This window comes from Nocardia sp. CY15, from assembly GCF_009829295.1.
Taxonomy (GTDB): Bacteria; Actinomycetota; Actinomycetes; order Mycobacteriales; family Mycobacteriaceae; genus Nocardia; species Nocardia sputi.
Genome location: NZ_VUOT01000001.1, coordinates 923,618 through 944,712, shown reverse-complemented (window position 1 = coordinate 944,712; position 21,095 = coordinate 923,618). Strand labels below are relative to the sequence as shown.

Below are 21,095 nucleotides of genomic sequence, written 5' to 3'. Positions count from 1 at the left end.
TCAGCGGTGCGGAGCTATTGACTCGAGCGAAAAGTGGAGGAGACTAGGTATTACACCGGAACACCGGATCGGTGAGCGCGCTGTCAGCCGAGACGTCGGTAGGCAGTGAAGACACCGATCCAAGAACCGGCTAGGCCCCCGGCAAGCCAGTCGAAACACCGGAGTCGTCAGCGACGACTGACGCTCACGGTTTCGACGAAGACTACCGGGGACTGATCTGTATAGGGGGTCTTTCGCCTGGATCCCGGGCTCGCCGACTCGATCGGCGCGGTCGGTCGAATCGGCTCACAAGACGGAATGCTGGTGGTTGACTAGCCGTGTGTCGGCTGTCCCGGCCGCACCTCGGCAACCCGTGTCAGGAGGCACCCGCAATGCCCACTCATGACGGAAGCTGGCCGCAGGGAACACCGTGCTGGGTCGACTGCCAGGTCGACGACCCGGCGCGCGCCCGCGAGTTCTATAGCGCACTCTTCGGCTGGGAGATCGAGGACAGTTCGCCCGAGGCGGGCGGATATCTGATGGCGATGCGCGCGGGCCGCGCGGCCGCGGGCATCGGACCCAAGCCGGAAGGCATGCCGATGCCGTCGGTGTGGACCACCTATATCGCGGCCGACAGCGCCGACGCCGTCGCGCAGAAGATCAACAGCGCGGGCGGTTCGCTGATGATGGAACCGTTCGACGTGCTCGACGTCGGCCGCATGTTCGTCGCTGCCGACCCCACCGGCGCGGTCTTCGGGATCTGGGAGGCCAAAGCGCATGCCGGGGCGGGCATCTACAACGAGCACGGCGCCTACTGCTGGAACGAACTGCACACCAGCGACTACAAGCAGGCACAGGAGTTCTACGCCGACGTGTTCGGCTGGCACTACACCGAGATCGGTGACGGGGAGCACTTCATCTACTCCACCTTCAGCCGCACCCAGGACGGCGACGCCGTCGGCGGCGTCAACGACTCGACGAAGATGCCGGGCGACAACCCGTCGTATTGGCTGGCCTGGTTCCAGGTCGACGACGCCGACAACGCGCTCGCGAAAGCGCGCGATCTCGGCGCAGCCGTCCTGTCCGGGCCCGACGACAGCCCCTTCGGCCGCATGGGCATCGTCCAAGCCCCGCAGGGTGAGGTCTTCGGCATCATCGACCCCACGACCACCGTCGGCGAACCGCCGACCGGTTCCTGAGCCGATCCGGCGGAGCGGTGCGGTGAGCCGCTCCGCCGGGTTGTCCTGCCCCGAGCGCGATCGGTCGCGTCACCGCCATCGCCGGCGCGGTGCCGCGCCCGGCGGAACACGTGCTCGGTCGACCATGCCGGGAACAAGGACGCCGCAGCCCGTCGAACGGGCACCGGCGCGATTCGCGGCACAGGTCGCGGCCCACGGCACATGGCCCGTGGTGCCCGCGCCTCGGCGGTTCAGTCCGAGCGGGCCGATCCGGGCGTGACCAGGCCGTGCTGGTGGGCGTAGACGACGGCGTGGATTCGGTCCCGGACGCCGAGTTTGGCGAGGATGCGGGAGACGTGCGTCTTCACCGTCTCCTCGCCGACGCCGAGCCGCGCGGCGATCTCGGCATTGCTGCGCGCGTCGGCCAGCAGTAACAACACCTCCAGCTCGCGGGCGGTGAGTTGCCGGACTTCCGGTGGCGTGTGGGGCGGGGTCAGCGTGCTCGCGAAGCGGGAGACCAGACGGCGGGTCATGGATGGGTCGATCAACGCGTCACCGCGCGCCGCGATCCGGATGGCGGCGACCAGTTCTTCCGGCGGCAGGTTCTTCAGCAGGAACCCGCTCGCGCCTGCTTGTAACGCGCGGTACAGGTTGGCGTCGCTGTCGTAGGTGGTGAGCACCAGGACGTGCGTTCCGCCCGCCGCCACGATCGCGGCGGTGGCGGCCAGCCCGTCCAGCTTCGGCATCCGGACGTCGAGAATCGCGACATCCGGTCGTAGCCGTGCGGTCTCGGCGATCGCGGCGCGACCGTCGCTCACCTCGGCGACGCAGTCCAGATCGACCTGGCTGTCCACGACGGCGCGCAGACCGGAGCGGAACATGCTGTGATCGTCGGCGATCAGGACGCGGATGGGCAATTCACGATCCTCCGATCGGCACCGACACCGTGGTGTGCCAATGGGTGGCGGAGCGGCCGTAGTCCAGTTCGCCGTCGAACAGCTCGGCGCGGCGGCGAATGCCGTCGAGTCCGCGCCGGACCGAGGTGTCGGCGGTGGCCGGTTCGCGGGCGAGGGGATTGGTCGCGCGCAGTACCACTCGCTTCGGCAGGTACTCCACGTCCAGTCGCGCGTGCGCGCCGTCCCCGTGCCGCAGCGCGTTGGTCAGCATCTCCTGCACGATGCGGTACAGGGTGATGTTCAGCGAGTCCGGCAGTTCCACCGCCACTCCGCGCGCGTTCACCTCGACCTCGAGTCCGGCCGCTCGGACGTGCTCGATCAGTCCGTCGATGTCGGCGAGTCCCGGCTGGCGCTGTCCGTCGTCCTCGCGCCCGTGCAACAGATCGAGCTGGCGGCGCAGATCGACCATCGCCGCCCGGCTACTGGACTCCACGGCCGAAAGCGATCGGGCGGCGGCCGCGTTCGCCGTGCCGCCCAGGGCCAGCCGCGCCGCACCGGCGTGGATGCCGATCGCGCTGACGTGATGTGAGATCACGTCGTGCAGGTCCCGCGCGATCGCCTCCCGCTCCTCGGTCACCGCGCGTTCCAGTGCGGCCCGATGCTCCTGCCTGCGCAGCCGGGCCCGTTGCTCGAGGTCGGCGATGTAGGCGCCGCGCGCGGCCGTATAGCGGCCGACGAGCCACGGCACGCAGCCGGCGGCCACCGTGGAGGCGACCAGCAGCCGCCAATCCTGCGCGGCGTTGCTGCCGGTGAGCAGGTGGCCCGTGGCGATACCGCCGCACAGCAGCAGCATCGTCAGCACGGATTTCGGTCCGGTCAGCCACGCCCCCGCGCGGTATCCGGCCACGAGGAAGCCCACGTCGGCGATCCGCGCCGGGAACCCGTGCCGATGCAGCAGGAATACGGCCGGCAGCCGCACCAGGACCTGCGCCACCGCCACCACCCCGGCAGTCCGGGGCGGCGCGGCCAAGGCCAGGTCGGCGGCCACGATCGCGATGATCGCGGCGGTCGTCCGCCACGGGTCGACGGCGAACACGCCGCCCAGCCCGAGCACGACCGCGTCGATGAGAGCCGCCGCCACGGCCACCACCACCGATTGCCGGGCAAGCGACCTGCTCACATCCAACAGTTCGCCACCGCCTCCGTCCGGTCCAGCGTCGAGTTCCGTGGGCGATCCTAGCGAGCGCGTCCGGCCACGCCGTGGATGTCGACAGCTCACTGTGCCCGCGAATCGAGCCGTGCGCGTCCCCCGCGCGGGGGACGCGCGATCCCTCGTCGGCGCGATGTGCCGGCGCCCGCGCGGCCGTAGCGTCGAAGGCCGACGGCAGACGTGGAGGAGGACTCATGGGCCGTGTGGAGTTGCTGAGCTACGCCATTCCCGCGTTCGCGGTGCTGATGCTGGTGGAGTGGATCGCCTACCGGCGCGATCCCGACCGGCCGGAGCACAGTGGATCGGCCCGTGACACCGCCTCCAACGTGGTGACGTTCACGGTGGGCAGGCTGACGAAGCCGCTGCTGCAGTACCTGGTGCCGTTCTCGGCGGTGGTGGGCGCGGCGGCGATCACGCCACTGCACTTGTCGCCACGGTCGTGGTGGGTCTGGGTGCTCGGCCTGGTCGTCACGGACCTGTGCTACTACTGGGCGCATCGCGCCGACCACCGCGTCCGGCTGATGTGGACCGCGCACAACGTGCATCACTCCAGCGAGTACTTCAACCTCTCCACGGCGATCCGTCTGTCCTGGCTGCATCCGATCCCCAGCGTCCTGCGCGGACTGGCATGGGTGCCCGCGGCGCTGCTGGGATTCCCGGCGTGGATGATCTTCCTGTTGCAGGGCATCGGCTTGCTCTACCAGTTCCCGATCCACACCCAGCGTGTGAAGGCGCTACCGCGCCCGATCGAGTTCCTGTTCAACACACCGTCGCACCACCGGGTCCACCACGGCTCGAACCAGCCCTACATCGACAAGAACTACGGCGGGATCCTCATCATCTGGGATCGCATGTTCGGCAGTTTCGCCGCCGAATCCGAACCGGTCCGCTACGGCCTCACCAAGAACATCGGCACCGACAACCCGTTGAAGGTCAACTATCACGAACTGGCAGCGCTGATCCGCGACGTGCGCGGCGCGAGTAGTTGGCGCGGGCGGCTCGGGTACGTCTTCGGCCCGCCCGGCTGGACGGAGCATGCCACGCCGGTCTCCGAGCGCGTCCAAGATCCGGTCCCCGGCCGCGCCGTGGAACGCGCCGGTCAGCTCGCGTCCTGATCGTGCCGACTGTTTCCGGGTTCCACGGTGACCGGTAGCCGGACGCCTCGACGCCCCTCGGCTACCGGCCGGTCCGGGCTTGGGCACGGATCGGCCCGGGGCGTCGCGTGCTCGGAAAGCCGTGCGGTGGCCTTCCCAGGGCGGGTTCAGCCCGGTCACCGGCGGTGAGTCCGGAACGAAGAGGTTCCCGATCACGGCGCCGGTGCGGCGCACGGCAGGAATGATCCGCCGCGTCAGTCGGCGTCGAGATAGAACCGCAGCGCCGCGATGCTGTCGCCGCCGGTGGCGAGCTCCACGACCGCGACCCCGTGTACCGCGCCGAGCCGGACACTCGCCGTGACGGTGCGACCCGCGGCGATCACCTTGCTCCAGCGCATGCTCCGCGCTCGATTCGTGAATTCCTCCACCGATACCGCCGTGCCCGCGGGCAATTCGATGTCGGCCCGGTGGCCGAGCAACTCGCGCACGCGGCTCAGATCGGTGCCCGCCGCGGCCGCGAGAAGCTCTGTGGTGGTGCGTTTTCCACCGCGCCCCACGCCGCCGAGCGCCTGCAACATGCCGAGCATCCCGCCGACGCCCTGGTTGGCGATCAGTTGCGGTCCGAGCTTCAGCGCCGCGGCGAACCCGGGCACGCCGGTGCGCAGCAGTTGCCAGATCATGCTCGCCAACTCCCAATGCGCGGCCAGATGGGCGATCTTCCAGGCCCCGTCCTCCTCGACCAGCCGATAACGCAGATGCATCGGGACGAGCACGGTGGCGCCGGTCGACATGGTGGTGACGATGGTCAGGTCGCGCAGCACCGTCGGCGGGTGGACCAGGTCGCGGTCGACCCGGAAGGTGATGGTGTTCGGCCCGATGAAGGTGTCGTAGAAGCGTTCGATGGCGGCGCGGCCGACGTGCGGGCGGGAGCCCACCGGGTCGTTGACCTCGGCACCGTCGGCGAACAAGCCGACCCACGCCGACTTGTCGTGCGCCGCGACCGCGCGCGGTGAGGCCTCGACGACCGCGAGCAACGCTGCGGCCGAGGGATCCAGCGGCATGGCAGAACCTCCGTTGACGCGAGCCGGACTCGACACATGGTAGAACAAGTTCTAATTCGGCCGTCGCGCCTCCTCGTCCGCGTGTCGAGTGCGGCGCAGTTCGAGCCAAAACGCTGCATCGGATGAAATGGTCATTGGGCAGTTCCTGGTACTTCGAAGTTTGTGCACCAATCAATGATGCAGAAACGGTGCAATGGGTTCATTTCGGGCTACAGTCGGGTGATGGGCATCGACTATGCGAGCGTCATCGATCTACCCCGTTCCGAGGTGTTCGCCTGGCACGCTCGCCCCGGCGCGCTGACCCGCCTGGCGCCGCCCTGGCAACCGGTGTCGCCGCGCGCGGAGTCGGACTCGCTCTCCGATGGGCAGGCGGTGCTCGGACTGCTCGGTGGTCTGCGGTGGGTGGCCCGGCACGATCCCCGGGAATACGACCCGCCGCGCCGGTTCGTCGACGCGGTCACCATCGATGGAGTCGGCTCGCTGCCCGCCGGACTGCTGCCGTGGCGGCACACCCACGATTTCGAGGTCGTCGACGAGACCCGCACGCGGGTGGCGGACCGGGTGGACGCGCCGGTCCCCGCCACGGTGCTGCGCCCCATGTTCGCCTACCGCCACCGGCAACTCGCCGACGATCTCGCGGCTCACGCGCGTGCGGCGCGGGAAGGTTTCCTGAGCAGGACGGTCGCGGTGAGCGGAGCGTCCGGGCTGGTCGGCTCGGCGCTGGCCGCGTTCCTGACCACCGGAGGGCATCGCGTGGTGCGGCTGGTCCGGCACGCACCGCGGGCCGCGGACGAAAGGCGATGGGACACCGCTGATCCCGCGCCGGATCTGCTGGACGGCGTCGACGCGGTGGTGCATCTGGCCGGAGCGTCCATCGCGGGCCGCTTCACCGAGGGACACAAGCGCGCCGTCGCCGACAGCCGGATCGGGCCGACCCGGAAACTCGCCGAGGTGGCGGTGCGGGCGGCGGTACCGGTCTTCGTGAGCGCTTCCGCGATCGGCTACTACGGCTCCGATCGCGGCGACGAGACGTTGACCGAGCAGTCGACGCGCGGTGACGGCTTCCTCGCCGATGTGGTCGACGGGTGGGAGGCGGCCACGGTCCCCGCCGCCGAATCGGGTGTGCGGGTGGTGCGCGTGCGCACCGGGATCGTGCAGTCCCCGCGCGGCGGCACGCTGCGGCTGTTGCGCCCGCTGTTCGCGGCCGCGCTGGGCGGACGCATCGGCGACGGCCGCCAGTGGCTGTCGTGGATCGGCATCGACGACCTGATCGATGTCTATCACCGGGCGCTGTGGGACACCGCGATGTCCGGAGCGATCAATGCCGTTGCCCCGCAACCTGTTCGCAATACCGAGTACACCGAGGTCCTCGCCGGAGTGCTGCACCGGCCCGCACTGTTGCGGGTACCCGGGTTCGGTCCCGCGCTGCTGCTCGGCAGTGAAGGCAACCGGGAACTGGCCTCCGCGAGTCAGCGCGTCGTTCCCGCGCGGCTGGCAGCGGCCGGTCACCGATTCCGTACGCCGACCCTGGAACCGGCGCTGCGGCATCTGCTCGGCAAGTCGGCGGCCTGACCTTTCCGGTCGAGGAGCGGTATCCGGCTGATGTCGAATTCCGGCGTAGGCCCGCGTCGAAGCGCTTTTTCGTCATCGGCGCCACCCGACAGTGCGAAACGTCGTCATCGCACGCCGCGAGTCGCAAGACGAGGCAGTGTCGCTCCAGGCGAGCGCCTGGGCTTACATCTGTCGTTCATTATGGGTGTGCTCGACAATTGCGCACTCACGCGGCGCAGCTGCGCCAGCGGCGAGACTCGAATCGGTGTGAGTCGAAGGTGCATCAATATAAGAGTGCTTTCGGTGGTGGTCAGGACGAGTGCGGCGTGGAGCCCGTAGCGCGAGCAGGTCGGGGAGCGCTGTTCGATCAGCTGGGCCACGCGGGTGAGCGCCGGGGCGCGCTCCTCGGCGCTGGAACTGCCGACGGCGGTCTCCGCCGCAGCGGGGGGTGCGGGTCAGGCGAGCCGGTCGGCGGCGTCGCGTAGGCTGTCGACTCGCTCCACGCCGTCGGGGAGGAAGACCGCCTCCCATCCCGGGCCGCCGACCAGCACCCGGGCGCCCGCGCCGAGACAGGCGCGCACCGCGGAGGTCAACGCGGTGGACTCCTGCTGCGACCACAGCAGCACGGCGGCGGGGCGGTCGAACCGGGCGAGGGTGTCGGCGAGTGCGGCGGCGGGCACGTCGGCGCCGAGCATCCGCGCTCCGGCGCCGCGTTCGGCGAGAGCCGCCCGCAGCACCTCCAACGGCAGCGAATGCGTCTCTCCGCTGGTGCAGGCGAGCACCACCGGTGTCGTACCGCCGAGCACGGGCGGCGGGTTCGTCCGGTGCAGCACCGAGATGACGCACCAGGACAGCAAGTGCTCGACATCGATGCAGCCCTCGCCGCCGAGCTGCCGATCGACGATGTCGGCGAAAGCGGGACGGCACAGCAGGTCCCACGTGTCCACCACCCCGAACGCGCGGACGTGCGCTTCGAGCTGGCTCGACACCGAGGTGGTGTCCAGCGCGAAGGCCGCGGCCAGCAGCGATTCGCGCCTGCCGAGCGTCGGCGCCGGCCCGCGTACCGCCGCGGCCGCCCCCGCAGGGCTCGCTCCCGCGCGGATGAGGGTCAGCATCCGCTCGAGCATGGCGATGTCGGCTTCGGTGTACAGGCGGTGCTTACCCGGGCGATGTTGCGGGGGGCCGATGTCGTAGCGGCGATTCCAGCTGCGCAGCGTCGCGGTCGGGATGCCGAGGCGTTCGGCGACCGCGCGCACCGTGTATCCGGCCGCGTCGGACACGGGGACGGAACCGGCGGGCATCGCCCTATTCTGCCCGCCGCCCCGTGGGGGATCCGTTCCGCCCGGGTGGTTGCGTTCTACGGCGAGGCCGCGCGGTCGTGGCACGGCGTCATCCCCGCCGCGCGTGGGCGGGGGTCGCGGCGGTCGAGTCGACCCCGACCGCGATGTCCTTGGCGCTCTGCGGTTGTCCGGGGAAGGCGTGCTCGAGCGTCACGGTGCCACCGAGATCCGAGCCGAGGCGGGCTGCGACCGACAGCCGGAAAGCATCGGGTGCGGAGGCGGATGCAGGCGTCGGAGCGTGCTCGCGCCATCCGGCCATGAGTGCCGTAGCGCGGGCGGTTGTGTCGTCCGTCCCGCCGCCCAACCCGAGCCGGATGAGGGCAGGCGGAAGCCTCGTCCGGCGGTCGCGATGCCGACGAGACGGGGCACCGTCGTCCGCGTCATGAGCTCTCCTGACAAATGGCCGTTGCATCAATTATGCATCGTTATTATGCTAATGTGGTTCGCATCGCCGATTTTCGAGGAGTTAGCGTGCACCGTCGCAATCTGCTGCGTACGTCGTCCCGCCTGCTCGCCGGGGCGGTGTCGGCGCTGTCGGCGACGGCTCTGATGGCCGGAGGCGCCACCGCGGCGCCAGGTCCGGCCGCCGGACCCGCGCCGGTACCGCGCCTCGAGCTGGACCGGTATCTGGGCACGTGGCGTCAGCTCGCCGCCGTCCCGCAGTACTTCAACCTGGCCTGCGCGCGCGACACCCAGGCGAACTACTCCCTCGATCCGCAAGGCAACATCGCGGTACGCAACACCTGCACGACGTGGGCGAACACCCGCAACGAGATCAACGGCACCGCGGTGGTCAACGATCGGGAGACCGGGGCACAGTTGCACGTCAGCTTCCCCAGCGTGCCGACCCAGGAGGGCTTGGAGGGCCCGACCAACTACATCGTCACCGCGCTCGGTCCGGACTACTCGTGGGCGGTGGTCACCGACCCGAGCCGGGTCTCGGGATTCGTCCTGGCGCGCGCCGCCTCCCTGGACGCGGGTACCTGGCAGCAGGTGCGCGCGGCGATCACGGCGGCGGGCCAGAACCCGTGCCTGTACCTGACCTCGCCGACCACCGGCGGTGACTCGCGCATCGTGCCGCTCTGCACGGGGTGAGCAAGGTTGCTCGGCGCTCGCGAGGGTCGCGTCGTCGGCGGTATGGCTGAGCCGCCCGATGCCGCTCCGGCGCGGCCCTCACGACCGCCGAGCACGACCGCCGTACCGGGAGGCTCGACGATGAACATCCATGCCGCCCGGCGGGAGCGTGTCCGATGACCGTCACGATCGCTCTGTTCACTCGTGACCTCCGGGTGCGGGACAATCCGGTGCTGACCGCGGCCCACCGAGAAGGCGCGGTGGTGCCGCTGTTCGTGCTCGACGACGCCATCCTCTCCGGCGGATTCGCCGCGCCCAACCGTGCCCGGTTCCTGTGCGCGGCCCTCGCCGAGTTGGACGACGAATTGCGCGCCGTCGGCGGCGGTTTGATCCTGCGCCGGGGTGAGGTGGCCGCGGAGGTGGACCGCGTCGTCGCCCAGGTGCACGCCGAAAGCGTGCACGTAGCCGCCGACGTCAGCGGCTACAGCAGTCATCGGGCGCGCGCGCTGCGCGAACGTCTGTCGCGCCGAGGCTGTCTGCTGCATTTGCATGCCGCCACCATCACCGCCGCCGATCCGGAGACACTACGGCCCGCCACCGGCCGCGACCACTTCGCGATATTCAGCCCGTATTTCCGGCGCTGGTCCGACGCATCGCAGCGCCGTCCGCTCGGCAAGCCGCGCGACCTCACGGTGCCGCAGGTGTCGAGCCTGCCGCTGCCGGACCCGGGCGAACTGTGCGCGGGCCCGACCTCGCCGCGGCTGGCCGTCGGCGGGGAGACCACGGGCCGCCGGATCATGCGCGACTGGCTTGCCGGACCGATCGAGCACTACGACCGCGACAACGACGACCTCGCCGCCGACGCCACCTCCCGGCTGTCGCCGTATCTGCATTTCGGCTGCGTGTCCCCGGTGGAGCTGGTGCAGCGGGTGGACACGGCCACCGCGGGCGGGCACGCCTTCGCCCGGCAGCTGGCCTGGCGCGACTTCCACCACCAGCTGCTGGCCGCCCGCCCGTCCGCGGCCTGGAGGGACTACCGCGACCGCTCGATCCGCTGGCGGGAGGACCACCAGGCGGTCGAGGCGTGGCGGGAGGGACGCACGGGCCACCCGATCGTGGACGCCGGGATGCGGCAGCTGCGCGCGGAGGGTTGGATGCACAACCGGGCGCGACTGATCACGGCCAGCTTCCTGACCAAGTCGCTGCGCGTGGACTGGCGGGTGGGTGCGGAGCACTTCCTGCGCTGGCTGGTGGACGGCGACTTGGCGAACAACCAGCTCAACTGGCAGTGGGTCGCGGGCACGGGGACCGACACCAGGCCGAACCGGGTGCTCAATCCGTTGCGTCAAGCCGAGCGCTACGACCCCGACGGCGCGTACGTGCGGCGCTGGGTGCCCGAGCTGGCGCACCTGCCCGGTGCGCGCATCCACCGACCGTGGCGCGCGCAGGTCGACCCGGCGGACTATCCGGCGCCGATCATCGATGTGGTGGGAATGTAGCGTCCACCGACCGTCACCGGGGTAGCTCGCCGCGCGGCTGCGCGGCCATCGCCGTCACGGCGTCGGCGACCGACTCGAATGCTCGCACCACGTTCTCCAATTCGTCGCCCACCTCCCGCATCCCGGCCACCGTCGCGAGGTCGTCGGTGTCGAAGTACCACCGTGCGAACAGGCGGCGGAAAGCGTCGTCGGCGTCGTCGGCCAGTCGCGAGATCTCGGCGCGATAGCGCGCGGGCCAGGTGGCATCGGTCGTTGTCGCGAACGATCGAGCCGTGCCCCGCCCGCACTCCTCGACGATGCCGATGACTTCGACGATTTCGTCCGCGAGCGTCGTCACGCCGTGCCGGTGCGCACGCTCGGCCACCGTCCGGAGGTGGACGACGACGCTGTGCAGGGCACTGCCGAGGCGACACCGGCCGGTCGCCGCAGGGCTGTCCAGCGGTGCGCACACGGTGCTGTCTGCCAGTATCGCGAGCCGCGCGTGCACCGCCGCGTGATCGGCGGGGACTCGACCGAGCCTGCCCAGCATCGCCGCGGCCAGCCCCACCGCGCCCGCCGAATGCTGGAAACGGTCGTGCGATTCACTCCAGGCCAACGGTTGCGACGACGACACATGTGCTCCTGACGACTGCTCGAAACGTGGACGTGATGCGATGATCCACTCCCGCGGCCCCGACCGGCGTCGCGACACGAATGATTCGAAGCGACAGGTGTCGTGGATCAACCCTTCCCGAGTTCCGTCCTACCGCTGCGCCACGAGCGCATGAACCATTCGAGCTCCGGCGTTCGCTTCCGAATCCCTCTCGCACGCGCTTGAATTGAGGTGTCGAGGATTTGCCATGTCCCAGGAAAGGGGCCTGTCATGGGCACCGTCGAAATCGCGATCACCATCGGCCGCATCATGGACACCTTGCAGAAGGCGCTGATTCTGCTCATTCTCTGATCACACCGTTGCCGGGCGAGCGGCCGAGGTCGCTCGGGAACCGGGACAAGCGCATCGTTCTGCTGGTCGATCAGTCGCCGTACACCGACCGGTGGAAGTCCCATGCATCGGTGACGAGGTCGCCGGAAGCGTCGCCCTGGCGGCGGTCGGCAACGGCGCGGGTGTCGCGAGCGCGGCGCCGGGCCATGACGACCGGGCGCAACCCTGTGCCCGAGCAGCGCCACAACGATCCGCAGCCCAGCCCGCATGGATTCTGGTTCTTCAACCAGTGGTCGATTACCTCGCAGGTAATCGACCCGGCGGGTGTCATCGGTCAGGCTCGACACATGGTGACCGACAGCATGCGGCAAACCCGATCTCCACTGGCCGGTGCGTTGCGCGGACTGGCGCTCGGCCGAGTCGTGCTGGGGGCGGCCGCCCTCGTGGGCCCGGCGAGGCTGGCGGAGGCGCTGGGCGTGCGCCCCACACCCGAACTCGATTACATGAGCCGGATATTCGGCGCGCGGGCGATCGCGCTGGGGCTCGGATACCTGACCGCGCCGCCCGAAGAGCTGCCGCGCTGGCAGCGTCTCGCGCTGATGGTGGACTTCCTCGACACCGCGCATGGCGGGATTCGCCTGCTGCGCAGTGACGTCCCGCGTCCGACCGCGGCCGCCCTGGTCGCGTTGACCGGCGGCTACCTGCTCGTCGGCGCTACCCGGCTGGCCGAGGACCTGCTGTGAGCGCATTTGGCAGACTGGGGCGATGGCGACCGTTGTGGCATTCCACGCGCACCCGGACGACGAGACGCTGCTGACCGGAGGCACGCTGGCCAAACTGTCGGCCGCCGGGCACCGGACCGTGATCGTCGTGGCCACCGACGGTCACATGGCCGATCTGGACGGCCGGAAACCGTTGCGGCTCAGCGAGTTGGAGTCCAGCGCCGCCGCTCTCGGCGTGCACCGGGTGGTGCACCTGGGCTACGCCGACAGCGGGCACGGCGCTGTGTTGTACGCGGACCCGCCGGACCGGAGGCGATTCGTCCGCGCCGATCCCGAGGAGGCGGCGCAACGGTTGGCGGCCATCCTCCGCGAGGAGAACGCCGAAATCCTGCTCAGCTACGACAGCAACGGCGGGTACGGCCACCGCGACCATGTTCGCGTGCACGAGGTCGGCAAGCGCGCGGCCGAACTCGCCGGTGTTTCGCGTGTCCTCGACGCCACCCTGCCGCGCGAAAGTTACGCGCGCCTGATCCATGTGCTGCGGTTGTCGCGAATTCCCCTGCCCGACGACCCATCCGCCCTCGTTTCGCGGTACAGTCCGCGCTCGGCGATCACCCACCGCATCGACGTCGCCGCCCATGCCGCCCAGCGCAAGACCGCTCTGGCCGCCCACCGCTCGATCATCGAGGGCTCCAGCCGCTTCGCCACCATCGCGAAGGCGCTCTCGGGCCTACCCACACCGGTCCTCGCCCGAGTGCTGCGCTGGGAATGGTTCGCCGAAGAGGGAGCTGCCTCCACCTCCGCCACGCCTCTCGACGACATATTCCGGCCCGCGCCTCGCTGATCGGCAGGGGCTATCGCACGGGAGTCGGCTACCGGAGTTCTTCATCCCCTCCGGCGGGCCGGCCGACTGCACCGGATTCTCTTCTCCGCCGGAGGGGACGGTAGTTCTTGCTTTCCGGGCAGTTCACCTACCCGGCCAACCAGACTCTTCATCTCCAACGACAGCGACTGTATACCGGCCTTCACAGGATGTCTACATTCTGGAGTGTAGTTTTCGGCTATCGGACGCTGAGGTCACGGTCTGTGGGGGCTCTGCGATTGATCGCCGAACCGATCGAGATCGCCGCCGACGAGGAAGGTATCTACACCGACGCCGACCGGAAGGTGGGGAGTGGGTACACGACCACCCCTCCGAGATCCTCACCCTCCGCCAGGAGATCACCGCACAGATACTCGACGTCGACATAGTGCGCGAACGTGTGACTCTGCCGCTCGAGGCGCTGCGAGAAGATCCGCCAGGTCGGGTCGGTACTCGATGACCCTGCCGCAAACTACGGGCGCGAAAGTCACTACTGTGTAACGAATTTTGGACATCCGACCGATAGCCGACTCGGGTGCGGTGAGCGCGCTCATCTCGAGTTGGAGGTCAGCTATGTCGCAGTGGAGGAGAAGTCCGCGCACCGTTCGGCAGTCGGTCCTGCTGGCCGCAGTCGCCGGGACCGTGGCGCTTGCTCCGGCCGCGCTTGTCATACCGGCATTCGCAACCCCTGATCGAACCCCGGTTACTACCGCACCCGTCACCACCGCGCCCGTGACGACGCTGCCGCCGGTGACGACCGCGCCACCGGTCACTACCGCGCCCCCGGTGACCACCGCTCCGCCGGTGACGACCACGCCGCCGGTCACCACTGTTCCGCCGGTAACGACCGAACCGCCCGTAACGACCCCCTCATTTCCGAAACCTGCTGAGCCGGAAGACCCTTACGGCCCCGACGGCTTCGACTTCTGGGGCTACGACCGGTGGGGTTATGACCGGTGGGGTTATGACCGGTGGGGCTACGACGCACAGGGCTACACCTCGCAGGGCTGCGCCCGCTCCGGCGAGGACCGACCCGACGCCGACCGGCTGGCCTGCGAACTGCGCAGGGCTCGACCGTCCACCGGCAGCGCGGGCCACTGAACCCCGGACACTCCTGCTGAACACCTCCCACATCGACTCGTAGCGCGCAAACCGCGCCGCGGGTCGATGTGCGTGGCCGGACACCGGTGCACAGGGCGGGGTCGGCGACGTCGTTCATGGTGTCCCGGTGCATGAAAGTGGCGCTCGAGTCGGAGAATTGACAAAGCCAGTTAGGGAGCCACGCACCGCGCCGCGTCAGGCGCACGGCCGAATCGATTGCGGGCTGCGGATCCACGCGGCCGGCAGTAACCAACCCTCACCAACGCGCGCACGCCGCTTCTCGAGCACAGAGGTCGGTTGGCCGACAGAGAGACCGACCGGCCCGACCCCCTGCGACCAGTCTCGATATCCCCGGCGGTTTGGACTCGGCGCCTGGTAGGACTTTGTTAGGTGGGTTGGGATGTGTTGTGGTTGACCGGTGTCGGGTGTGGAGATGGACGTGGTGCGTCCGGTGATCGAGGAGTTCGCGGCGGAGATGTTCGCTGGTTTCGCGCGTCGGGATCAGCGGGCCAAGGGGCAGTTGTAGCTACGGGGCTGTCCAGTCGCCCTGCTGCCGACGCCCTCATCCGCGTGGTCGACGCGCAAGGCAGGGTTGCTGGTCGTCGGCTTCGCCCGAACCCAATGTCGAAGTCGGCGACATTTCGACTCAGTGGGTGTTATTTCTTGACGGACAGCACCGCCAATTGCCGAGTGTCCGGATGCAGCCGGTGCGAATGCAGATCGAGATCAGCGTGGAAATGGATTACTTCCTTGTCGAGCACGGTCAGACCGGCCGCACCGAGCCAATCGAGCGCTGCGGCCTCCTCGGTCCACGAGATGTGGTGGCCCGGTATGGGGTCGGCCACCTCAATGGGCAGCGAGAAGAGGAAATAGGTGCCCGACCAAGCGCTGTCGACATATCGGTGCAGTGTCTCGGTCGGCTGCAGAGCGTGTTCGATCGAATCCTGGAACAGGTACGCCGGGTAACCGGCGGGCAGTTCATCGCGGTTCATGTCGTGCTCGATCAGCTTGATCGTACTACTCCAGTCCGGGCGCCAGTGCTCAAGCACCAACTCCGCGAACTCCAAACTTGTCGACTCGAATTCGCACAGCGCCATCTCGACCCGCCGGGTGGACAGATAGTGCCGGACGTAGCGCTGTGGCGTGCCGAAACCGATGTCGCACACCGCCTCCGGCGCGATGGTCTCCAGATATCCGAGCACGATCTCCTGCCGTCGATCATGCCAATTGCCGGCGAGCTGATTGTGGAGATGCATCGCCATACGCAACGAAGTGGAAGAGTACGACTCGTTCGAGTAGTTCATGATGGAGAGGTCGTAGAACATCCATGCATCGATGATCTCCTGCGGTGGGATGGATAGTCTGCGCTGCAGATACTCCAGCTCGGCACGACAGGCCGGTACCGCGAGCAGCGAATCGATCAACTTCGCCACCTGTTCTCTATATTCCATACTGCTATTGCTCTCGTTCGATCGGAGTCGACGCGGCGAAAACCGATCGCCCCGACCAGTCTTTTTCGGCACGCCTGGCCCGCACGGCTCCACCGCACTCAGCCGCCCTGCGCCTTGAGACGGCTTGTGATCGCCCTCACGATCGCCAGGTTCCCATGATGTGTCAACTACATAATTCCCAGGTGTGAAAAATCCGTGATCCAGCGCGTGCGGGCAGGTTGCCGGATAGATTACCGACACCGTCAATGCGATTCGACGACCACGAAAGCGCCTAGTAGGACTTTGTTGGGTGTGTAATCGTGTTGGGGTGGGGATGGGTTGGTGGCGGGTGTGGCAGTGGCCGGTCCAGGATCGGCCTTCGAAGTGGTCCAGGCCGAGTCCGTCTTTGAGTTCGCGGTAGTCGTGTTCGATGCGCCAGCGATCTTGGCCAGCCGCACCAGGTCCCGTAGCGGAATCGTGGGTGGGAGGGTGGCCAGTCGGTAGTCGGTGGGTTCGGGCGCACCGGTCGGCCATTCGGCCGGCAGCCAGCATTCGGGCAGGCTGCCGTCGGGTGCTCGGGTGATGTTGCGGTTGGCCGGACGCACTCGCAGCGCGAGGAACCGGGATCGCATCACCGCCCCGGGATTGGATGCGGTCTTGCGGCTGCCGCGGCGCTAGGTCACGAACCGTCCGCCCGAGCGGCCGGTGGTGGTGATCTTTGTCTTGGCGGTGACGGGTTTGTCGGGGTTCCTTCGGGAAACCGGTGTCATCGACCACGAGGGCGTCCGGATCGATCAACCGCGCCGCCTACCCGGCCAACCGGGCCCTCACCTCGGTGTGGTCCCAGGTCGAGGTGGTCACGAACTGCTGGAGCTGGTGGGTGGATTGCACAGAACGGACACCCACTCGCACAAGTGGGTGGCTCAGCTCGAGGGCTCGGACAGCAGTACGGTCGCCGTCGCTTCGGCGACCGTGCGAGTGAGATCCGGCAACCCGGCGCGGTCGCCGTCCAGGATCAGCAGCCAAGCGAAGACAGGGCCGAGCAGAAGTGCGTGCACGGTCGTGAGATCGGGCTGTGCCGCCAATTCGCCGCGGGCGACCGCGCGGCCGAGCACCTCGGTCACCGCCTGGCGTTCGCGTTCGAGAAAGGCCTCGGCGAAGCGGGCGCTGAGTGCGGGGTCGGCGTAGATGTCGGCGAGCAGGCCCGCGAGCACGTCGTTCGGCGCCCGGCCGAGCTGTGCGGCGATGGTCTCGGTCAGCGCGGCCAGGTCCGAGCGGAGGGTTCCGGTATCGGGAGGTGCCTGTTCCCGCATGTCGTGCACCGTGGCGGCGAAGATCATCTCTTGCTTCGTGGCGTAGCGGCGGTAGATCGCGGCCTTGCCGATCCCCGCTTTCATCGCCACGGCGTCGACGGTGAGTCCGGCGTAGCCGCGCTCGGCCAGTAGGTCGCGTGTGGCGCGCACGATGGCGAGATCGACGTCACTGTCGCGCGGACGCCCGACGCCTTGTTTCGGTTTCGGCACGCGCCTACTATACGGAACTATCAGTATCGGAACTGTTGGTTCCGTAATCGAAGGGTGGATTTCATGATCAAGTGGGCCGGTCGCCTCCTCGTGTTCCTCGGAGTCGGGCACACGCTCGGCAGCTTGCTGCTGGTGGCTCCCGATCACGCGGACTCGTGGTTCAGCGCGAAGCTGTGGCGGCCCGAGGAAGGAATCAGCGAGATGAGCCCCGTGATGGCGTCGTTCTGGCTGACCACCGGCAGCTTCGGCGTGCCGTTGATCGTGGTCGGGCTGATCGTGCTGTGGCTGGATCGGCGGGGCATGGTGCCGCCGCCCTTCGTCGCGTGGACGCTCGGCATCTGGGCCGTGGTCGCCGCCGTCATCCTGGAACCGGCTCCCTGGGTGCTCGCCTGGATCGCGGTGGGGCTGCTGGCGTTGGGCGCTCGGCGTGCGCCTGCGCCGGAGTTCAGCGGTACGGGTGCACGGTGACGGCACCGGGGTCGCTCGTCATCGTTGAGACGGGACTGGCTCACCTGTGGTCGGCGTATCCGCGGGCTCGCGGGGCAGCACCACTGTGAAGATCGACCCGCGTCCCGGTTCGCTGTCCACCGATGCCCGGCCGTCGTGGGCGGTGACCAGGGTCTGGACGATGGACAGGCCGAGTCCGGCCCCGCCGCTGGCGCGGGTGCGCGAGGCGTCGGCGCGGTAGAAGCGTTCGAACACGCGGGCGGTGTCCGAGGGTGACAGGCCGGGACCGGCGTCGATCACCTCGACTGAGATCGGTGTTCGGATCAGTCGTGGACGACGCGCCGTGACCTGGTGAGCAATGCGCCGTCGACGCGGACGAGCACGTCGTGCACGACGCAGCTCGGCGCGATCTCCGGCTTGCTGTTCGGGCGGATCTTGACCACCAGGCAGTAGGCGGTGGACACGATGGCCCCGTCCTGGCGTGGTTGCAGGTTGATCATGTTGAACCAATGCCTGCGCTGCATCGGGTCGGATTCGAAGCGCTTGTGGAACTCGACCAGGTCGGTGATGATGCCCGCCCTGGTGCGGGCGGGAGGGATGCCCGGCGTGTGCTCGAATTCCGCGTCTTCGGTGAAGGTCGCGGCGTAGCCGGGGATGTCGCGGTTGTCCAGCCGCTGCATCTGCTCGGCGTAGAACTGCTGGACCTCGGCGTACAACTTGGTGCGGCTTGCGACGGTGGTCATGGTTGCTCCTGTCGTTGCGGCGGGCCTGGGCCGCACGCCAGGGTGGTCCACGCCGCTAGAGCCTCGGTCGAGTCGCGGTCGGCGTCCTGCGGTTGACCGGATCTATAGGACGCGGGTCGACCCTGGTGGTCGAACAGCCCGGAGAGTTCGGAAAAGTCGACCGATGGAGGAGTCATGGCGGAAAATCGGCGCGTCGCGCTGGTCACCGGAGCGACCAGCGGCATGGGCCTGGAGATCACCAAAAACCTGGCGGCCCAGGGCATCGCGGTGTTCCTCTGCGCTCGCGACCAGCAGCGGGTGACGGACACGGTGAAGAGCCTGCAAGACGAGGGGCACGAGGTGGACGGCACCGTCTGCGACGTCGCCGACGCCGCGCAGGTCCGCGAGTACGTCGATGCGGGTGTGCGGCGCTACGGGCCGATCGACATCCTGGTCAACAACGCCGGCCGCAGCGGCGGCGGCGTCACCGCGCAGGTGCCCGACGAACTGTGGTTCGACGTGATCAACACCAACCTCAACAGCGTGTTCCTGATGACGAAGGCGGTGCTCAACGCGGGCGGCATGCTCGAGCGCGGCAGCGGCCGGATCGTCAACATCGCCTCCACCGGCGGCAAGCAGGGCGTGGTGCACGGCGCTCCGTACTCCGCGTCCAAGCACGGAGTGGTCGGTTTCACCAAGGCGCTCGGCCTCGAGCTGGCCAAGACGGGGATCACCGTGAACGCGGTGTGTCCCGGATTCGTGGAGACGCCGATGGCCGAGCGAGTACGGGAGGTGTATTCCGGGCTGTGGGGTGTGGACACCGACGAGGTGCACGCCAGGGTCAGCGCGCGGGTGCCGATCGGCCGCTATGTGCAACCGTTCGAGGTGGCGGCGATGGTCGACTACCTGATCGGTCCCGGCGCGGGCGCCGTCACCGCGCAGGCGTTGAACGTCTGTGGCGGCCTGGGCAACTACTGAGCGCGAGGAGTGACGGCAATGACCGCAGTAGAAGAAAACGCCGCCGCCGCCGGGCATGAGGACTACCTCCGGGTGCTGGAGGCGATCCAGACCGGCGCGTTGCAGCTGCTGGCGGGTTTCCCGCAGCAGCCGAGCGCACTGCGCTTCCAGGTGGGGGAGGTGACCGTCGAGGCCGAGTGGCAGGCGTCCGCTGCCCCGGCGGCCGCCCCGATCGCGGCGGCGGCGGTGCAAGCCGTCGCCGCCTCGGAGACTCCGGCGCTGGGTGCGGTCGTGCGCGCACCGAGCGTCGGCGTGTTCTACCGGTGCCCCGAACCTGGCGCCGACCCGTTCGTGGAAGTCGGCGACCGGGTGAGCGCCGGGCAGCAGATCGCCATCGTGGAGGCGATGAAGTTGATGATCCCGGTGACGGCCCAGGCCGGCGGCGTGATCACCGGGATACTCAAGGAAGACAACGAGCCGGTCCAATTCGACGAGCCGTTGTTCTCCTATTCGCCGGAGTGACAGGGTGTTCAGGCGGGCGGGTGGCTGCGACGCCAGGTGAGTATCCGGCGTTGTTCCCGCCCGCCGACCTGTGCGGCACCGATCAGCGTCAGCACGTCCGCGTTCAGCGACATCTGCCGCACCTGCTCGGTCTGCGCCCACGCCGGGTTGGAGCACACGCTGATCGCGTGCACCACCTCTGTGCCGGATCGCCGCCAGGTGCCCGCGTAGCCCATGAACGGCGTGGCTCCCGCGGCTGCGTCCGTGCGCATCATGCTCACCGACATGTAACCGTGCGCGCCGTAGATCAGCAGGCCGCGCGGCGCGGCGCCGAGCGGCCCCTCGCTGGTGACGCCGTGATCGTCGATGTCGTAGTAGGACAGCAGTTCCCAGGTGCCCACAAGATCGGTCGCGTTCATGGCACCGACGATGACGGCTGCCGCTCTAATCACGCTGTAGCCGGTCGGCCGGCGAAGCGGTGACTGATCCGCACCAGCTGCCAGACGATCTCCAGCTCCTCCTGATCGCGCGGCCCGTAGACCATCACCAGCGTCTCGGGCAGGTACCCCTGCCGAGCCATCGGATGCGGCTCCGCCCAACCCTGCCGGACCGCCTGCGCCACTACATCTTTCGGCAGCGACATGTGCAGGCTGCCGTCGCCGTGCCCGTGCAGATGGGCGAATTCGGTGCCCGCGAGGTAGGCCTCGTCGGGGCCCTGGGCGATCGTCGGCCGCAGGTGCACCGCGCGGGTATCGGGCAGGGACACTCCGCTGCGGCCGAGGAGGACGCCGTCGAGCGTGGTCATCCGCGACCAGAGTCGCTCTTGCAGTTCCGGTGGGGCGATCTGGTCGAGTTGCTGGTGCGGATTGTGCGCCCGGGTGCGCGGCCGCTCGCCGGAGCGGCGCGGCAGATCCAGGCGCTCGTCCACTGTTGTCGTCATGGCTGTGTCCCTTCGGATTTCGCGTGCTCGCGACACCTGGATACACAGTACTTTCCAAAGTATAGTAGTAACCAAGGGGAAAGTGA

The 21,095-nt window shown here is 68.7% G+C and carries 22 protein-coding genes and 1 pseudogene; 11 read left to right on the top strand and 12 right to left on the bottom strand.

Annotation, left to right across the window (positions count from 1 at the left end; translation table 11 throughout):
* The first annotated feature begins 371 nt into the window (after positions 1-371).
* On the top strand, positions 372-1,178 hold the full coding sequence (locus GVY39_RS04545) for a VOC family protein (RefSeq protein ID WP_159920851.1): 807 nt from the start codon (positions 372-374) through the stop codon (positions 1,176-1,178).
* 230 nt (positions 1,179-1,408) lie between these two features.
* On the opposite strand, the gene GVY39_RS04540 is transcribed toward GVY39_RS04545, so the two are convergent.
* Together GVY39_RS04540 and GVY39_RS04535 are read right to left on the bottom strand one after the other, a co-directional pair.
* Positions 1,409-2,074 (bottom strand): response regulator transcription factor, encoded by a 666-nt coding sequence (locus GVY39_RS04540; protein WP_159920853.1) that lies wholly within the window; start codon positions 2,072-2,074, stop codon positions 1,409-1,411.
* A gap of 1 nt (position 2,075) precedes the next feature.
* Entirely contained in the window at positions 2,076-3,233 is a 1,158-nt protein-coding gene (locus GVY39_RS04535) for a sensor histidine kinase (protein WP_236565288.1), read from the bottom strand.
* Between the two features lie 224 nt (positions 3,234-3,457).
* Here GVY39_RS04535 and GVY39_RS04530 point away from each other — a divergent pair, with 224 nt between their 5' ends.
* Complete coding sequence (locus GVY39_RS04530) at positions 3,458-4,378, top strand: sterol desaturase family protein (protein ID WP_201295152.1); 921 nt, start codon at positions 3,458-3,460, stop codon at positions 4,376-4,378.
* A gap of 233 nt (positions 4,379-4,611) precedes the next feature.
* On the opposite strand, the gene GVY39_RS04525 is transcribed toward GVY39_RS04530, so the two are convergent.
* Positions 4,612-5,418 carry a nuclear transport factor 2 family protein gene (locus GVY39_RS04525; protein ID WP_159920855.1) on the bottom strand — a complete coding sequence of 269 codons (807 nt, stop codon included), beginning with the start codon at positions 5,416-5,418 and terminating at the stop codon, positions 4,612-4,614.
* 222 nt (positions 5,419-5,640) lie between these two features.
* Here GVY39_RS04525 and GVY39_RS04520 point away from each other — a divergent pair, with 222 nt between their 5' ends.
* Positions 5,641-6,990 carry a TIGR01777 family oxidoreductase gene (locus GVY39_RS04520; RefSeq protein WP_159920857.1) on the top strand — a complete coding sequence of 450 codons (1,350 nt, stop codon included), beginning with the start codon at positions 5,641-5,643 and terminating at the stop codon, positions 6,988-6,990.
* A 434-nt stretch (positions 6,991-7,424) separates the two neighbouring features.
* On the opposite strand, the gene GVY39_RS04515 is transcribed toward GVY39_RS04520, so the two are convergent.
* Positions 7,425-8,270: a MerR family transcriptional regulator gene (locus GVY39_RS04515; protein WP_159920859.1), complete on the bottom strand. Its 846-nt coding sequence runs from the start codon at positions 8,268-8,270 to the stop codon at positions 7,425-7,427.
* 588 nt (positions 8,271-8,858) lie between these two features.
* On the opposite strand from GVY39_RS04515, the gene GVY39_RS04510 reads away from it, so the two are divergent.
* The gene (locus GVY39_RS04510) at positions 8,859-9,404 is read left to right on the top strand and encodes a lipocalin family protein (RefSeq protein WP_159921301.1); all 546 of its coding nucleotides are present in this window, start codon (positions 8,859-8,861) and stop codon (positions 9,402-9,404) included.
* 155 nt (positions 9,405-9,559) lie between these two features.
* Positions 9,560-10,882, top strand: coding sequence for a deoxyribodipyrimidine photo-lyase (locus tag GVY39_RS04505; RefSeq protein WP_159920863.1), 1,323 nt, complete (start codon positions 9,560-9,562; stop codon positions 10,880-10,882).
* Positions 10,883-10,895: 13 nt separating this feature from the next.
* On the opposite strand, the gene GVY39_RS04500 is transcribed toward GVY39_RS04505, so the two are convergent.
* A complete protein-coding gene (locus GVY39_RS04500; RefSeq protein WP_159920865.1) occupies positions 10,896-11,495 on the bottom strand; it encodes a hypothetical protein in 600 nt (199 codons plus the stop codon).
* Between the two features lie 515 nt (positions 11,496-12,010).
* On the opposite strand from GVY39_RS04500, the gene GVY39_RS04495 reads away from it, so the two are divergent.
* From GVY39_RS04495 to GVY39_RS04485, 3 genes are all read left to right on the top strand, one after another.
* Entirely contained in the window at positions 12,011-12,547 is a 537-nt protein-coding gene (locus GVY39_RS04495) for a hypothetical protein (protein WP_236565289.1), read from the top strand.
* Positions 12,548-12,569: 22 nt separating this feature from the next.
* Complete coding sequence (locus GVY39_RS04490) at positions 12,570-13,370, top strand: PIG-L deacetylase family protein (protein WP_159920867.1); 801 nt, start codon at positions 12,570-12,572, stop codon at positions 13,368-13,370.
* A gap of 768 nt (positions 13,371-14,138) precedes the next feature.
* Positions 14,139-14,489 (top strand): hypothetical protein, encoded by a 351-nt coding sequence (locus GVY39_RS04485; RefSeq protein ID WP_201295168.1) that lies wholly within the window; start codon positions 14,139-14,141, stop codon positions 14,487-14,489.
* A 656-nt stretch (positions 14,490-15,145) separates the two neighbouring features.
* On the opposite strand, the gene GVY39_RS33830 is transcribed toward GVY39_RS04485, so the two are convergent.
* The 3 genes and pseudogenes from GVY39_RS33830 to GVY39_RS04475 all read right to left on the bottom strand — a co-directional run bounded on the left by GVY39_RS33830 (position 15,146) and on the right by GVY39_RS04475 (position 17,442).
* Positions 15,146-16,180 carry a hypothetical protein gene (locus tag GVY39_RS33830; protein ID WP_201295169.1) on the bottom strand — a complete coding sequence of 345 codons (1,035 nt, stop codon included), beginning with the start codon at positions 16,178-16,180 and terminating at the stop codon, positions 15,146-15,148.
* Between the two features lie 90 nt (positions 16,181-16,270).
* Positions 16,271-16,671, bottom strand: a pseudogene (locus GVY39_RS04480) (transposase); the annotation flags it as partial.
* Between the two features lie 171 nt (positions 16,672-16,842).
* Positions 16,843-17,442: a TetR/AcrR family transcriptional regulator gene (locus GVY39_RS04475; RefSeq protein WP_201295153.1), complete on the bottom strand. Its 600-nt coding sequence runs from the start codon at positions 17,440-17,442 to the stop codon at positions 16,843-16,845.
* Between the two features lie 63 nt (positions 17,443-17,505).
* On the opposite strand from GVY39_RS04475, the gene GVY39_RS04470 reads away from it, so the two are divergent.
* A complete protein-coding gene (locus GVY39_RS04470; protein WP_159920871.1) occupies positions 17,506-17,910 on the top strand; it encodes a DUF6463 family protein in 405 nt (134 codons plus the stop codon).
* Positions 17,911-17,928: 18 nt separating this feature from the next.
* Here the strand turns inward: GVY39_RS04470 and GVY39_RS34240 are convergent, their stop codons facing one another.
* Complete coding sequence (locus GVY39_RS34240) at positions 17,929-18,201, bottom strand: ATP-binding protein (protein ID WP_321212363.1); 273 nt, start codon at positions 18,199-18,201, stop codon at positions 17,929-17,931.
* Positions 18,202-18,212: 11 nt separating this feature from the next.
* Entirely contained in the window at positions 18,213-18,632 is a 420-nt protein-coding gene (locus GVY39_RS34235; RefSeq protein ID WP_159920873.1) for a nuclear transport factor 2 family protein, read from the bottom strand.
* 174 nt (positions 18,633-18,806) lie between these two features.
* On the opposite strand from GVY39_RS34235, the gene GVY39_RS04455 reads away from it, so the two are divergent.
* On the top strand, positions 18,807-19,589 hold the full coding sequence (locus tag GVY39_RS04455; RefSeq protein ID WP_159920875.1) for an SDR family NAD(P)-dependent oxidoreductase: 783 nt from the start codon (positions 18,807-18,809) through the stop codon (positions 19,587-19,589).
* A gap of 18 nt (positions 19,590-19,607) precedes the next feature.
* Positions 19,608-20,090: a biotin/lipoyl-containing protein gene (locus tag GVY39_RS04450; protein ID WP_159920877.1), complete on the top strand. Its 483-nt coding sequence runs from the start codon at positions 19,608-19,610 to the stop codon at positions 20,088-20,090.
* A gap of 8 nt (positions 20,091-20,098) precedes the next feature.
* Here the strand turns inward: GVY39_RS04450 and GVY39_RS04445 are convergent, their stop codons facing one another.
* Both GVY39_RS04445 and GVY39_RS04440 read right to left on the bottom strand, forming a co-directional pair.
* Positions 20,099-20,488 (bottom strand): lipocalin-like domain-containing protein, encoded by a 390-nt coding sequence (locus GVY39_RS04445; protein ID WP_159920879.1) that lies wholly within the window; start codon positions 20,486-20,488, stop codon positions 20,099-20,101.
* 29 nt (positions 20,489-20,517) lie between these two features.
* Positions 20,518-21,009, bottom strand: coding sequence for a luciferase family protein (locus GVY39_RS04440; protein WP_159920881.1), 492 nt, complete (start codon positions 21,007-21,009; stop codon positions 20,518-20,520).
* Positions 21,010-21,095: the final 86 nt, after the last annotated feature.